Genomic DNA, 12,729 nt, shown 5'->3' with positions numbered 1-12,729 from the left:
GCGCCGACGAACCCGACCGATGGTGTGCTTTGTGAACGTCAAAAGCGTGGACCGAATCATCTACTCCATTTTCCAGAGATTTACCCTGGAATGGAAAACCCGCACCCTCAAGCTATTTACACAAGCCGCGTGACATCACCGCGGGGCAATGCGGGTTGACCCGCGCGGCATTTCGCCGTAACGTCTGACCCGACACTCGCACAACCATTGCCAGCGCCCTCCGCCACCGACGTCATTTCGCCCGCCTTCGCGCACACCCGCCTGACCTTGCTTCCGTTTCGCTTCAAGCAGTGGGCGCGCTGGGCGCTGCTCGGCATCGCCACGGGCGAGATGAGCAGCAACGGCGGCTGCAACTTCAATTTTCCTTCCGGCGGCGGTGGGAGCAACGGCGGCGGCGCGGGCCCGAATCCGTTTGGCAAGCTGCCGCACTTCGATCCGCAAACGCTGGCGCACGTCGCGATGTGGATCGCGCTGCTGGTGGTGAGCGCCTTCGCGCTGATGCTGGTGTTCGTCTACGTCGCCAGCGTTTGCCGGTTCATCCTGTTTGAGTCGGTGCTCGAACGCCGCCCCGAGTTGCGCCGCGGATGGAACCGCTGGCAGCCGCAGGGACGCCGCCTGTTTCTCTTCCATCTGTTCATGATGCTGGTGTCGCTGGCGGGACTCGCGGTGCTGGCGGGAGTGCCGCTGGCGGCCGTCGCGGGAATGGGCGCCCTCAAAGCGCCGCGCGATCACATTCTTCTGCTGGCGCTGGTGGGCGCCGCGGCCGTGGTGCTGCTGATGGTGTTTTTCTTCGCGCTGGCGATCGCCAATGTCTTTACCAAAGATTTTGTTGTCCCGCAGATGGCGCTGGAAGACCTGTCGGTACGGGAAGGCTGGAAACGGCTGTGGGCGCAGGTGCGCAGCGAGACGCGCGGCTATGCGGGATACATTGGCATGAAGATCCTGCTGGCCCTGGGAGCGGCGATCATCTTCGGCATCCTGTCGGTGATCCTGATTTTCGTCCTGGCGATTCCGGCCGTGGCGGTCGTTCTCATCATCGTGGCCGCGGGCGCGGCGGGCGCTACCTGGAACGTGTTTACCATCGCGTTGGCCGCGACCGTGGGCCTGGTCCTGCTCTGCGTGATGGTGTTCCTGATGGCGATGCTCGCGTCGCCTGTCACCGTGTTTTTCCCCGCATATTCGATGCACTTCTTCGCGGGACGCTATCGGCCACTCGCCGCGCGGCTCACTCCGCCACCGCCGCCGATCGCGCCCGAGGGGCCGGAGATTCCGCCCGCGCCGCAGCCGGCGTAATTAGGACAAAGAAGACGCAAAGGACGCAGAGGGCAATGGGAAGGGGACCTCCGCGCCTCAGCGTCCTCTTTGTCCTGGTTTCTCTTCCCGTGCGCGGTTGATGATGCGGATGGGCGTGCCCACGAAGCCAAAGGCGCGCCGGACCTGGTTTTCCAGGAACCGTTCGTAGGAGAAGTGCAGCTTCACGTCGCGGTCGGTGAAGATGACGAACGTAGGCGGCGAGGTGGAGGCCTGCGTCATGTAGAAGATCTTGACCTGCTTGGAGAAGGGCGCCGGGGCGCGATCGAAGTCCACGTGCTTGAGGAAGCGATTCATTTCGCCGGTCGAGACACGCTTGCGCCGCTCGGCCGCCACCTGCTTCACCAGCTCGAAAATCTTCTCGACATTGCGGCCGCTCGACGCCGAAACGAAGACCATGGGCGCGTAGCCGAGAAACTTGAGGGAGTGCCGCGCCTCCTGCTCGTATCGCTGCGGATCGGCTGGGCGAAGTTTGGCGCGACGGGCGGTATGCGCGCCGCGCGACGCCAAACGCCGCTCGCCCAGCTCGCGCGCGCGCTGCTGCACCAGGTCCCACTTGTTCACGACGAGAACCACTGAGCGCCCGCTCTGGTGCGCGTAGCCGGCGATGTTGGCGTCGAGCGCGGTCACGCCTTCCGAGCCGTCAATCATGAGCAGCGCGATGTCGGCCGACTGGAGATGCTTGCGCGCCATCACCACGCTGAGCTTTTCCGCCATCAGCTCGGTCCGGCCCTTGCGGCGGATGCCGGCCGTGTCGATAAAGCGCAGCACCTGCCCGTCGCGGGTTACGATTTCGTCGACCGCGTCGCGCGTGGTGCCGGGGACGGGCGACACGACGGCGCGATCGGCGCCGGTGAGCCGGTTCAGCAGCGTGGACTTGCCGACGTTGGGCCGGCCGATGATGGCGACCTTAATTTCGTCGCGGGCGGTTGGTCGTTGGTCGTCAGCAAAGGCGTCGTCGGTCGTTGGCCGTCGGTCGCCGGCCACAGCGACCGAAGTTCCCTGCGTTTCCCCTGCGTGCTCTGCTTCTCCTGCAGCGTGCCTTGGCGGCAGAGCGCGCATGATCTGGTCAAGCAGCTCGGCAACACCGCTGCCGTGCTCGGCCGAGACGGGTACGAGGTGTTTCAGGCCGAGCTGCCGATAGTTCTCCGCCTGCGCCTCGAGGGCGGGGACATCAATTTTGTTGACCGCGAGAAATACCGGCTTGCCGCTGCGAAGCAGGAGGCGCGCCAGGTCGCGATCGGGCGCGGCGAGTTCGGTGCGCCCGTCGACCACCATCACGATGACGTCGGCCTGATCGAGCGCAACGCGCGCCTGGCGGAAGATTTCCGATGGGATGATTTCCTTCGCTCCCGGCAAAATGCCGCCGGTGTCCACCACGCGGAAATCACGTCCCGCCCAGTGCGCCATGCCGTAGATGCGGTCGCGGGTGATGCCGGGCTCGTCGCCGACAAGGGCGCGCCGGCGTCCCACCAGCCGGTTGAAGAGCGTGGACTTGCCTACGTTGGGCCGGCCGACGATGGTGACGGTGGGTTGATCGGGTAATCGGGCCATCGGGTGATCGGGCGAACAGAACGCGTGGGAGCGAACCGGCTATTATAAAGTTCGCGCGCCGCTTTTCCCGTGTCCAGCACCGCCAAACCCGCCACTTCCTGGACGCTGCACCAGTTCTTCGCGCCGGGCGGAATCCTGGCAAAGGCGCATCCGCAGTACGAATTCCGGCGCGGCCAGCTGCAGATGGCGCAGGCCGTTGAGCGGGCGCTGGAAGAGCGCCGTCACCTGATCGTGGAGGCCGGCACGGGCACTGGCAAGACGCTGGCGTACCTGGTGCCGGTCATTCGCTCGGGCAAGCGCGTGATCATCTCGACCGGCACGAAGAACCTGCAGGAGCAGCTCTTCCGCAAAGACGTGCCCTTCCTCGACCGCGTCTTCTTCCCTAACGGCGATGGTTCGCTGCGCGTCTGCTACATGAAGGGACGCAACAACTATCTGTGCCGGCAGAAGCTATACACGCTGGGCGAACAGCCCATCCTGAGCGGGCTCGATGAGATCGAGCAGTTTCGCGTGATCGCCGACTGGGAGAGGACCACGGAAACCGGCGACCGGGCCGAGCTCGCGCTGCTGGCGGAAAACAATCAGCTCTGGCCCAAACTCGACGCGCGCGCCGACGCCTGCATCGGCCAGAAGTGCCAGCAGTTCGACCGCTGCTTCATCACCGAGATGCATCGCCGCGCGGCCGAGAGCGACATCGTCATCGTCAATCATCATCTGTTCTTCGCCGACCTCGCGATCCGGCAGCAGGCCGAGGGCGCGCCTGACGCCGGCATCCTGCCCGAGTTCAGCGCGGTCATCTTTGACGAGGCCCACGAGCTGGAAGACGTGGCGGGCAGCTACTTCGGCATCGGCGTGAGCCGGCAGCGGTTCGACGAGCTGGCGCGCGACGCGGAAGCCGTGCTGAAGCAGAAGCAGATGCTCTCGACCTCCATCGCCTCGGCCATTGGCAGCCTGCGGCAGCGCGCACAGTTGTTCTTCTCCCTGCTGCCGGCGGGGGAGGGCCGCTTTGCCTTCGAGGCGCGGCCTGAGTTCCTGGAGGAAAACGGCGACGAGTTCGTCGGGCTGCAGAACGCGCTGAAGCGTGTGAGCGCGGAACTGGAGGCGTTCTCCACCAAGCCGGAGGAGGTTTTCATGTTGATCCGACGGGCCGAGGAGCTGCGGGTGCAACTCGGCTTCGTGATGGAGAACAACGACCGCAACACGGTCGTGTGGATCGAGCGGCGGAACTTCGAGCGTGGCGGCCGGGCGTCTGGCGGCGCCCAGGGACACGTGGCGCTCCAGGCAACGCCCATCGACGTCTCGCAGATCCTGCGCCAGGTGCTGTTCGAGAACCTGGAGACGGCGGTGCTGACTTCAGCGACGCTCGCCGTCGGCGGCGGATACGAGTACATTCGCAGCCGGCTCGGGTTGGACCACGCGCGCGAACTGGTGGTGCCTTCGCACTTCGACTACCAGTCACAGGCCATTCTCTACGTGCCGCCCGACCTGCCTGATCCGCGCACCGAGCAGTTCGTGCCCAAGGCCGCGGCGCGCATACGGCAGCTGCTGGAGATCACGCGCGGGCGGGCCTTCTGCCTGTTCACCAGCTACGCGCAGATGCACGAGATCTACAACCGGCTGCTGGGCGAGATCGAGTACCCAATGCTTCTGCAGGGCACAGCGCCGCGCAGCGCGCTGCTCGACCAATTCCGCGCCACGCCGAACGCCGTGTTGTTCGCGACGGCATCGTTCTGGCAGGGCGTGGACGTGCAGGGCGAGCAGTTGAGCTGCGTAATCATCGACCGCCTGCCCTTTGCCGTGCCGAACGATCCGGTGGTGGCGGCGCGCATCCGCGCGGTTGACGACGAGGGAGGCAATGCCTTCTTCCAGTACCAGGTTCCGGCCGCCGTCATCACGCTGAAACAGGGTTTCGGACGGCTGATTCGGTCTCTCCACGATCGCGGCCTGCTGGCACTGCTCGATAATCGCATTCTAAAGAAGCAGTACGGGCGAGTGTTCCTCAGCAGCCTGCCGGACTACCGCAAGACAACGAAGCTGCCCGAAGTCGAGGAATTCTTCGGGATCAAATCCCAGGACTAGTTGCTATATAAGTCATTTAGTGTAAATCATATATAATAATATGAGTGCGCTCATATTTGATGAAACGAGGGCCTTCAGAGCGTTCTGTTGCAATAATATGAGCGCGCTCAGTTATAATATAAAGGCGTGCGCGTAACCGCTGCCACCAAAGCCGCTACCTACGAGCGCATTATGCAGTCTGCCGCCGAGCTGTTTGCGCAGAAGGGGTGGGAGGCGACGACGACGCGAGACATCGCCGAGCAGGCGGGGATCGCGGTGGGAACGCTGTTCAACTATTTTCCCACCAAGGAAGCGCTCGCGGTGGCGATGGCGGGCGCCAGGCTTTCCCTGGCGCGGCAGGACTACCAATCGCGGCTTCGTGGTGACGAGTCGCTCGACGAAGAGCTGTTTGCCTTCGTCTGGGCGGGGCTGCGGGCGATGGTTCCGGCGCGGGAATATTTCGGGCTGGCATTGCCCGCCGTGTTGCCTCAATCGGTCAGGCAGGACTGTGCCGGATCGCCGCTGGCGCGGGCCCACCTCGATCAGATCAACAGCATCGTCGGGCGCCACGGTTTCTCGACGCTGACGGCCGTGCAGGCTCAGCTTTACTGGAGCCTCTATCGGGGCGTGCTCGCGCACTGGGCGGATGACCGCTCGCCCAACCAGGAAGAAACGGTGGCGCTGCTGGATCAATCGCTCCTGCTCTGGATCGCCGCGCTTCGGCGCCGCAGTAGCGACGCGGAAACCGCCGGCCCGCGCGCCTGATCACAGCCACGCCGTCTGCCGCAGGCACCGCGCTACAATAGAGTGTTTCCCACTGCTCGAGCCGACGCGCTGTGTCTTTGGCCGGGCCGCTTCCAGCTCGAGAGAGGACACTCGATGTTCCAGGTCACGGTTGAAGACTCCTTCGCCGCCGGACACTACCTGCGGAATTACCGCGGCAAGTGCGAGAACCCGCACGGACACAACTACAAGGTCCGCGTCACCTTGCAGGGCCAGCAGCTCGACAAGGCGGGCCTGCTGCTCGACTTCAAGGACCTGAAGGAAGCGATGAAGCACGTCATCGACCGGCTCGACCACCAGATGATCAACGATTTGGAGCCGTTTACCTCGACCAATCCCTCGGCGGAAAACATCGCGCAGTACTTCTATCGCGAGACGACGGAGCACCTCGCCCGCGTCACCAAGGGCCGGGTCTCGGTGAAAGAAGTGACGATCTGGGAGACGGATACGACGACGGCCACGTACTTTGAATGAGCCGGCAGTGAGCAATTGGCAATTGGCATTTGACCGTCCAGGTTCGTGCTCAACCCCTCAGAGAGCAAATGCCAAGTGCTCATTGCTAAGGGCCGCCGCGCTGGCGGCAGTTCACGCATGCAGATCACGGAAATCTACGCATCCATCCAGGGCGAATCCAGTTACGCCGGGTTGCCGTGTGTCTTCGTGCGCCTGACGGGTTGCAATCTGCGCTGCGGCTGGTGCGACAGCGAGTACACCTTCACCGGCGGGCGCAAGATGGCAGCGGAAGAGGTGCTGGCCGAGGTGCGCCGCCACGCGCCCATCAAGCTGGTGGAAGTCACCGGCGGCGAGCCGCTGCTGCAGGCCCGCGAATTGATTCCGCTGATGCAGTGTTTGCTGGACGAGGGATACACGGTGCTTCTGGAAACCAGCGGCGAGCGCCCGCTGGCTGACGTGCCGGAAGGAGTAGTCGTCATCGCAGATGTGAAGTGTCCCGGCTCGGGCGAAGGCGGCACGTTCCTGCCGGAAAATCTGCCCCAACTCACGCCCGAGGACGAAGCCAAGTTCGTCATTGCAGACCGCGCCGATTACGAGTTCGCGCGCGACTTCGTCGGCGAACACGATCTCACGTCGCGCACGCAGGTCATCTTTTCGCCCGCCTTTCGCAAAGACGCCGTCGGCCGGACGGCTGAAAACGCCCTCCTCGATCCGCGCCAGCTTTCGGAGTGGATCCTGGCCGACCAGCTGAACGTTCGCCTGGGCCTGCAACTGCATAAGTTCATCTGGGAGCCGCAGACAAAAGGAGTTTGAAGTACCGAGTACCGAGGGAATCCGGCGCCTGGCCCTTGGCAATTGGCACGTGGCCATCAATCCGTGCTGAACTGAGCAAAGGCCAAAAGCTAAGTGGGCATTGCCGACTGCCGAATACCACGTCGCACTGAGCACACGGTGCTCGGTACTGCTCTTGAGGCAGCCCAACGGCAGCTCGCGCCATCCAAGCTTTAGAATCATCCCAATGACGTTGGCGGTCACCAGGAGCAGGGCTGTGGTCCTGCTCAGCGGGGGCATGGACTCGGCGGTGTGCGCCGCGCTGGCGGCGCGCGATCACGATGCCGCCGCCCTTCACGTCAGCTACGGGCAGCGCACCGAAGCGCGCGAGCGGCTGGCGTTTGGGCGGGTATGCGACCGGCTCGGCATCGGCAAGCGGCTGCTGCTGCGCAACGACGTTTTGGGATTGATCGGCGGCTCCGCGCTCACCGACACCAAGCTCGCCGTCCCCGAGGCGGGCGCCGAGATCGGCGCCGGCGAGGTTCCCGTCACCTATGTGCCCTTCCGCAACGCGCATTTTCTCGCCGCAGCGGTGAGCTGGGCGGAGGTGCTGGGCGCGCAAAAGGTCTACATCGGCGCGGTGGCGCAAGACAGTTCGGGATATCCCGACTGCCGCCCGGAGTACTACCGGGCGTTCAACGAGCTGGTGCGCGCGGGCACGCGCGACGGCCGTATCGAGGTGGTGACGCCGCTGATCGGCATGCGCAAGAGCGAGATCGTGCGGCTCGGCCTTGAACTGGGCGCCCCGTTCGATTTAACGTGGAGCTGCTACAGCCGCGAAGACCGCGCCTGTGGCGCGTGTGAAAGCTGTGTCCTGCGCCTGCGCGCGTTTGCCGCCGCCGGCGCCGCCGATCCCATTCCATACGCACAAACGCGGGAGCGCAGCGCGAGCTGACGTCTTTGCGCGGGGATGGATCGAGGCAAAAGTTTTCGCGGACGGGCTACACCCGCTTCCGCAGCGGGGAGGATTGCATGAAAAGACATTCCGCACTGATCGTACTGCTGGCGTTGGCGCTCTGTGCCGCGCCGATGTGGGCGCAGTTCACCGCCACGCTGAAGGGCGTGGCGCTCGACCGTGAGGGCAAGCCCATCACCGACGGCGTAGTTGAGGCCGTCAACATGGAGAGCGGACAGAAGTACTCGCTCAAGACCAACAAGAAAGGCGAGTTCTTCACGCTCGGCATTCAGCCGGGCAAGTACAAGATCACGCTCTACGAAAACGGCCAGCAGCTCTTCTACTGGAACAACACGCGCCTGAATCCGGAAGAGAACGTGATCAACTTCAAACTCAACGAGCTGGCCGCGCAGCAGCAGCAGAATGCGCAGGCCCAGATGACGCCGGAACAGAAGGCGCAGCAGGAAGCCGTGCAGAAGGAGAACGCCAAGGTCGGCAACCTGAACAACCTGCTGGCCGGCGCCAAAGCCGCGAAGGAAGCGGGCAACCTCGACCAGGCGATCACGCTCATGCAGCAGGCCACGCAGGCCGATCCCAACCGCGACCTGCTGTGGGGCGCGCTCGGCGGATATCAGCTTGACGCCGCCAAGAAAGCGACCGATACGGCTGCGCGCAACGCCATCTACGCCAGCGCGGCCGAATCGTTCCAGAAGGCGATCGCGCTCTGCGGCGCCAATCCCTCGTCGCGCTCCTGCCAGGGGCTCGGCGGCTATCACAACAACTACGGCCAGGCGCTGGCGAATTCCGGCAAAACCGATGAGGCCATTGCCGAGTACAACGCCGCCGCGCAGGTCGATCCTGCCGGCGCCGCGCAGTACTACTACAACCTGGGCGCGGTGCTGACCAACCACGGCAAGGTGGATGAGGCCAACGCCGCCTTCGACAAGGCCATCGCCGCCGATCCCAACAAGGCCGAAGCCTACTACCAGAAAGGCGTGAACCTGCTCGGCAAGGCGACGATTGACAAGGACGGCAAGATGGTTGCGCCGCCCGAGGCGGCCAAGAGCATCGAGAAGTATCTCGAGCTGCAGCCGCAGGGACCGTTCGCCGCCGACGCCAAGACGCTGCTCGATTCCATGGGCCAGACCGTGCAGACCAGCTTCGGCAACACCAGCAGGAAGCCGAAAGGGAAGTAGAAGCAGCACGGGCAGAGACATAGGTTGCTAGGTGCCGGGTCTTCGACGAACGCGGGCGTTCTGCCCGCGTTTTTCGTTTGTGCGACCACCACTCGCATAGCGCCAGACGCCCTCGTCCGCGGCGCCGGCACGACCAACCCGCCGATGGAATGCAACGACCGCCGGCGTCGCGCCCTCGGCGCCGCGCCAGCGACCCGTCTTCGCTACAATCCACTCATGCCCGGCATTTTGAGCTTTGCCGACGCGCGCCATGCCGTGGAAGAGCAGGCGCGCGCGCAGCGCGGGCCGGTGGACACCGAAGTCTGCGACCTGCTGGCCGCGCCGCGCCGCATTTTGGCCGAGCGGGTCACCGCCGATCGCGATCTGCCGCCATTTTCACGCGCCACGCGCGACGGCTACGCGTTGCGCGCCGCCGATCTCGCCACGCTTCCCGCGAAGTTGCGCGTGGTCGGCGAGATCCGCGCCGGCGCGGAAGCAGCGAACATCAAGGTGAGCGCCGGCGAAGCCGCCGAGATCATGACCGGAGCGCCCGCTCCAGTTGGCGCCGACGCCATCGTGATGGTGGAGTACACCGCGCGCGAGGGCGCCACGGTGGAAGTCCGGCGCGCGGTGAAGCCGGGCGAGAACATTGTTCCGCCGGGTTCGGAGGCGCGCCACGGACAAGTCTTGCTCGAACCCGGCGCGCGCCTCGACGCGGCCGCCATCGCCGCCGCGGCTTCGGTGGGAAAGGCCGAGCTGCGTGTGTTCGCGCGGCCGCTCGTCGCCATCCTCGCCACCGGCGATGAGATTGTGGACGTGGCCGCGCAGCCCGGCGCGGCGCAGATCCGCAACTCCAACAGCTACTCGCTGGCGGCACAGGTCACGCAGGCCGGTGGTGAGCCGGTGCTCTTGCCCATCGCGCCCGACGAAGCCGGCACGCTGCGCCACCTGGCCGAGCAGGGACTCGCCTACGACCTGCTGCTGCTCTCCGGCGGCGTCTCGGCGGGCAAGTACGACCTGGTCGAACCAGTGCTGGAAAAGTTCGGCGCGGAGATCTTTTTCACCGGCGCCGAAATCCAGCCCGGCCGTCCAATTCTCTTCGGACGCGCGCGCCGCAATCCCGGCGCCCAGCCCACATACTTCTTTGGCCTGCCCGGGAACCCAACGTCAACGCTGGTGACGTTCGAACTGTTCGTCCGGCCGATGCTGGAAGCGCTCGCCGGCGCCTGCGTCTCGCCGCTGGCGTTCGTGCAGGCGAAGCTCGGCGCCGACATCAGGACAAAGACCGGCCTGACGCGCTTCCTTCCCGCTGTGCTCTCCGGCGAATTCGACGGCGCCGAAGTGCGCCTGGCCGCGTGGAAAGGCTCGGGCGACGTGGCCGGGACGGCGCGCGCCAACTGCTTCGTGGTCGTCCCGCCCGACCGCGATCACATCGCTGCCGGCGAGGCGGTCAGCGTGCTGCGCGTGGGCTAGGCTGGTTATGAGCGCAGCAACCTCCCAGCAGCATGAGCCAGCTCCGTAAATTAACCTCGCTAGGCCCAACCCCGCGCAACCCTTCCACTACGCCGTGAATCGGCCCCTTGCGAACGAGGCCCTTATGTCACCTAAGCGAATGGCAGTAATAAGCGAAGCAACGAGTGCAGCTCCACGTCATCAGCCGGGCCAGGCCGTTTTCAAAGCAATTCTGCCCGAAGACATCGACGGGAAGCCGTTCGCGGCGTTTCCACCGTCGGTGCGTCTGGCCGTCGTTGTTGGTCAACCGTCGCAGGAAGGGCCTTACACGATCAGGGTCAAGGTCACAACAGCCATGTTCTCTTCCGTTCCATCGCTCCATCGCGTCGCCCTGACGCGCAGCTCCAGCGGACGCGCCAGCGCGGTCGGCTCAATCCGGCAAGCTGAGGGTGCCCCACCCTTCCGCCCGAGTTTGGCGGAGGGTGGGCTCGCCACGATCCGTGGCCGCACCGAGCCGAACTCCTGCGGCAGCGCAATGCTCTCGCGCGTTCCGCAGCACACGTAGAGCGAGATCAGGTCGCAGAGTTGCAGCACGTCGGTGAGCCGCTCGATCTCATCGGGCGAATGCGGCTGGAGGGGCGCCAGCCGCGCGCGGCGCTGACTTTCCCGCTGGAGAAATTCACGCAACCGTTGCTGAACGTGGGGCGGATCGTGGAGCAGGCCGCCAAAGCCTTCCAGCCGGTATTGCGCCAGGCGCGAAAAGTGCAGGCTCACCAGCAGGCCGCCGAGCGGGGAGAGTTGTTCGGCGCGTTCGATGGATCCGAGTCCCACTGCGGAAGCGTCCTCGGGGGCAACGCTCAAGAACGGAACCGGACGGTGGCCGGGTCCGGCCGCTTCGCGCATCAAGCGCTCGTCCACCGCGGCCCAGCCGGCGTCGTGCGCCGCGATGCCGGCAATGGCCTCGGCCGAGAGCGGCGGCAGCCAGTCGGCTTTCAGGGCCGCTGCGATTTCGCCCGCGAGCTGCGCGTGATCGGGCTGCGCGATCATCCAGTAGTCGGGCGCCTCCTGCTGTTGGGTGCGCAGAATCGCTTCCCAGGCGGGAACGAAGGCGTCGCCGGCGGGCGCCGCGGGCGGAATAGGGCGGAGGATCATGAAGCTAGTTCTCAGTTCTCGGTTCCCGGTTCTCAGTTACTGCTGAGAGCGGAACGCTGAGAACTGAGAACCGAGAACTGAGAACTGTGACAGGCCGACCGACTGACAGACTGCCCCTAACGCTTCCGTACCGCGCGCTTTGCCACCCGCGCCGCCGCCGCCGGCCCCGATCCCGAGGGCGGCTTGCGCATGCCGTTCAGCAGGTCGCGCAGCACGGTGGCGTTGTTCTGCTCCGTGTTCTTCGACGCGTAGAGGAGCGTGACCTGTTTGCGACGCGCGACAAGGCTGTAGAGCTCGTTGAGGGCGGCGGCGGCCGGCTGCTCGGCCAGCTCGGCGAAATAGCGCTTGCGGAATGCCGTCCACTGCGACGGCCGCGCGTGGAACCATCGGCGCAGTTGGTTCGAGGGCGCCAGGTCGCGCAGCCACAGGTCCACCTTCGCCGCCGTCTTGCTGAGGCCGCGCGGCCATAACCGGTCGACGAGGACGCGCGCGCCGTCGGTAACCGACGGCTTTTCGTACACGCGCTTGACCGCGACCGGCATGACTTAGGCGCTGGGAATCATGATACCGCCGCTCGTCCAAAACATCCCGAGGAGCGCAGCGACGAGGGAGCCATACTCTCGCCCGCTATTCGCAGGTGACGTATGGCTCCCTCGCTATGCTCGGGACGAAAATCTAAGGGCCACCCGTACAATCAACCAACGATGAAGGTTCTGAGTCTGCTCTCGGTGACTGTATTGCTTGCTGCCATCGCCTGCCGCTCCGCCGGCGAGGAAAAATACAAGATGACCGACGCGCAACTCGGCCTCACCGCCGAACAGGCGCGCGGACGGCAGGTCTTCAACGCGCGCTGCCTGCGCTGCCATGAGTCGTACACGAGCGACAAGCGCCAGGGGTTTCCGCTCAAGGGCCTCTACTCGCGCCCGGTCATGCCCAGCGGCACGCCGCTGAACGATGAGTGTGTTGCCGAGGTGATCGTGAACGGGAAGCGCATGATGCCGGGAACCCAAGTGAACGACGCGGACTTGAAAGCGCTGATCGCGTATTTGAAGACGCTTTGATTTA

12 protein-coding genes are annotated in these 12,729 nt (G+C 65.0%); 9 read left to right on the top strand and 3 right to left on the bottom strand.

The genetic code is table 11. The features are described from left to right. Positions 1-207 precede the first annotated feature (207 nt). On the top strand, positions 208-1,293 hold the full coding sequence (locus VFA60_12260; protein ID HZQ92561.1) for a hypothetical protein: 1,086 nt from the start codon (positions 208-210) through the stop codon (positions 1,291-1,293). Positions 1,294-1,350: 57 nt separating this feature from the next. On the opposite strand, the gene der is transcribed toward VFA60_12260, so the two are convergent. Further along, positions 1,351-2,865 (bottom strand): ribosome biogenesis GTPase Der, encoded by a 1,515-nt coding sequence (der, locus tag VFA60_12255; GenBank protein HZQ92560.1) that lies wholly within the window; start codon positions 2,863-2,865, stop codon positions 1,351-1,353. Between the two features lie 69 nt (positions 2,866-2,934). On the opposite strand from der, the gene VFA60_12250 reads away from it, so the two are divergent. The 7 genes from VFA60_12250 to glp all read left to right on the top strand — a co-directional run bounded on the left by VFA60_12250 (position 2,935) and on the right by glp (position 10,533). Beyond that, positions 2,935-4,944, top strand: a complete 2,010-nt coding sequence (locus VFA60_12250; GenBank protein ID HZQ92559.1) for an ATP-dependent DNA helicase — start codon at positions 2,935-2,937, stop codon at positions 4,942-4,944. Between the two features lie 171 nt (positions 4,945-5,115). Next, positions 5,116-5,688: a helix-turn-helix domain-containing protein gene (locus VFA60_12245; protein HZQ92558.1), complete on the top strand. Its 573-nt coding sequence runs from the start codon at positions 5,116-5,118 to the stop codon at positions 5,686-5,688. 114 nt (positions 5,689-5,802) lie between these two features. Further along, positions 5,803-6,180, top strand: coding sequence for a 6-carboxytetrahydropterin synthase QueD (gene queD, locus VFA60_12240; GenBank protein HZQ92557.1), 378 nt, complete (start codon positions 5,803-5,805; stop codon positions 6,178-6,180). 117 nt (positions 6,181-6,297) lie between these two features. Then, positions 6,298-6,972, top strand: a complete 675-nt coding sequence (locus VFA60_12235; protein ID HZQ92556.1) for a radical SAM protein — start codon at positions 6,298-6,300, stop codon at positions 6,970-6,972. 205 nt (positions 6,973-7,177) lie between these two features. Next, on the top strand, positions 7,178-7,885 hold the full coding sequence (queC, locus tag VFA60_12230; GenBank protein HZQ92555.1) for a 7-cyano-7-deazaguanine synthase QueC: 708 nt from the start codon (positions 7,178-7,180) through the stop codon (positions 7,883-7,885). A 77-nt stretch (positions 7,886-7,962) separates the two neighbouring features. Further along, entirely contained in the window at positions 7,963-9,081 is a 1,119-nt protein-coding gene (locus tag VFA60_12225) for a tetratricopeptide repeat protein (GenBank protein ID HZQ92554.1), read from the top strand. 216 nt (positions 9,082-9,297) lie between these two features. Next, positions 9,298-10,533, top strand: a complete 1,236-nt coding sequence (gene glp, locus VFA60_12220) for a gephyrin-like molybdotransferase Glp (protein HZQ92553.1) — start codon at positions 9,298-9,300, stop codon at positions 10,531-10,533. Positions 10,534-10,836: 303 nt separating this feature from the next. Here glp and VFA60_12215 read toward each other — a convergent pair whose 3' ends face one another. Together VFA60_12215 and VFA60_12210 are read right to left on the bottom strand one after the other, a co-directional pair. After that, entirely contained in the window at positions 10,837-11,664 is an 828-nt protein-coding gene (locus VFA60_12215; GenBank protein HZQ92552.1) for a DUF3891 family protein, read from the bottom strand. 116 nt (positions 11,665-11,780) lie between these two features. Continuing rightward, positions 11,781-12,206, bottom strand: coding sequence for a DUF488 family protein (locus VFA60_12210; GenBank protein ID HZQ92551.1), 426 nt, complete (start codon positions 12,204-12,206; stop codon positions 11,781-11,783). Positions 12,207-12,368: 162 nt separating this feature from the next. Here VFA60_12210 and VFA60_12205 point away from each other — a divergent pair, with 162 nt between their 5' ends. Then, positions 12,369-12,725 carry a cytochrome c gene (locus VFA60_12205; protein HZQ92550.1) on the top strand — a complete coding sequence of 119 codons (357 nt, stop codon included), beginning with the start codon at positions 12,369-12,371 and terminating at the stop codon, positions 12,723-12,725. The last annotated feature ends 4 nt before the right edge of the window (positions 12,726-12,729 follow it).

It is taken from the genome of Terriglobales bacterium, assembly GCA_035651995.1.
Taxonomy (GTDB): domain Bacteria; phylum Acidobacteriota; class Terriglobia; order Terriglobales; family Acidobacteriaceae; genus DASRER01.
The sequence above is the reverse complement of the archived record's forward strand: the minus strand, read 5'-3'. Positions and strand labels throughout refer to the sequence as shown.

Bases quoted from the DNA above. Each gene is read 5' to 3' on its own strand.
- der (HZQ92560.1), bottom strand. From the start codon at position 2,865: ATGGCCCGATTACCCGATCAACCCACCGTCACCATCGTCGGCCGGCCC.
- VFA60_12245 (HZQ92558.1), top strand. From the start codon at position 5,116: ATGCAGTCTGCCGCCGAGCTGTTTGCGCAGAAGGGGTGGGAGGCGACG.
- queD (HZQ92557.1), top strand. From the start codon at position 5,803: ATGTTCCAGGTCACGGTTGAAGACTCCTTCGCCGCCGGACACTACCTG.
- VFA60_12235 (HZQ92556.1), top strand. From the start codon at position 6,298: ATGCAGATCACGGAAATCTACGCATCCATCCAGGGCGAATCCAGTTAC.
- queC (HZQ92555.1), top strand. From the start codon at position 7,178: ATGACGTTGGCGGTCACCAGGAGCAGGGCTGTGGTCCTGCTCAGCGGG.
- VFA60_12225 (HZQ92554.1), top strand. From the start codon at position 7,963: ATGAAAAGACATTCCGCACTGATCGTACTGCTGGCGTTGGCGCTCTGT.
- glp (HZQ92553.1), top strand. From the start codon at position 9,298: ATGCCCGGCATTTTGAGCTTTGCCGACGCGCGCCATGCCGTGGAAGAG.
- VFA60_12215 (HZQ92552.1), bottom strand. From the start codon at position 11,664: ATGATCCTCCGCCCTATTCCGCCCGCGGCGCCCGCCGGCGACGCCTTC.
- VFA60_12210 (HZQ92551.1), bottom strand. From the start codon at position 12,206: ATGCCGGTCGCGGTCAAGCGCGTGTACGAAAAGCCGTCGGTTACCGAC.
- VFA60_12205 (HZQ92550.1), top strand. From the start codon at position 12,369: ATGAAGGTTCTGAGTCTGCTCTCGGTGACTGTATTGCTTGCTGCCATC.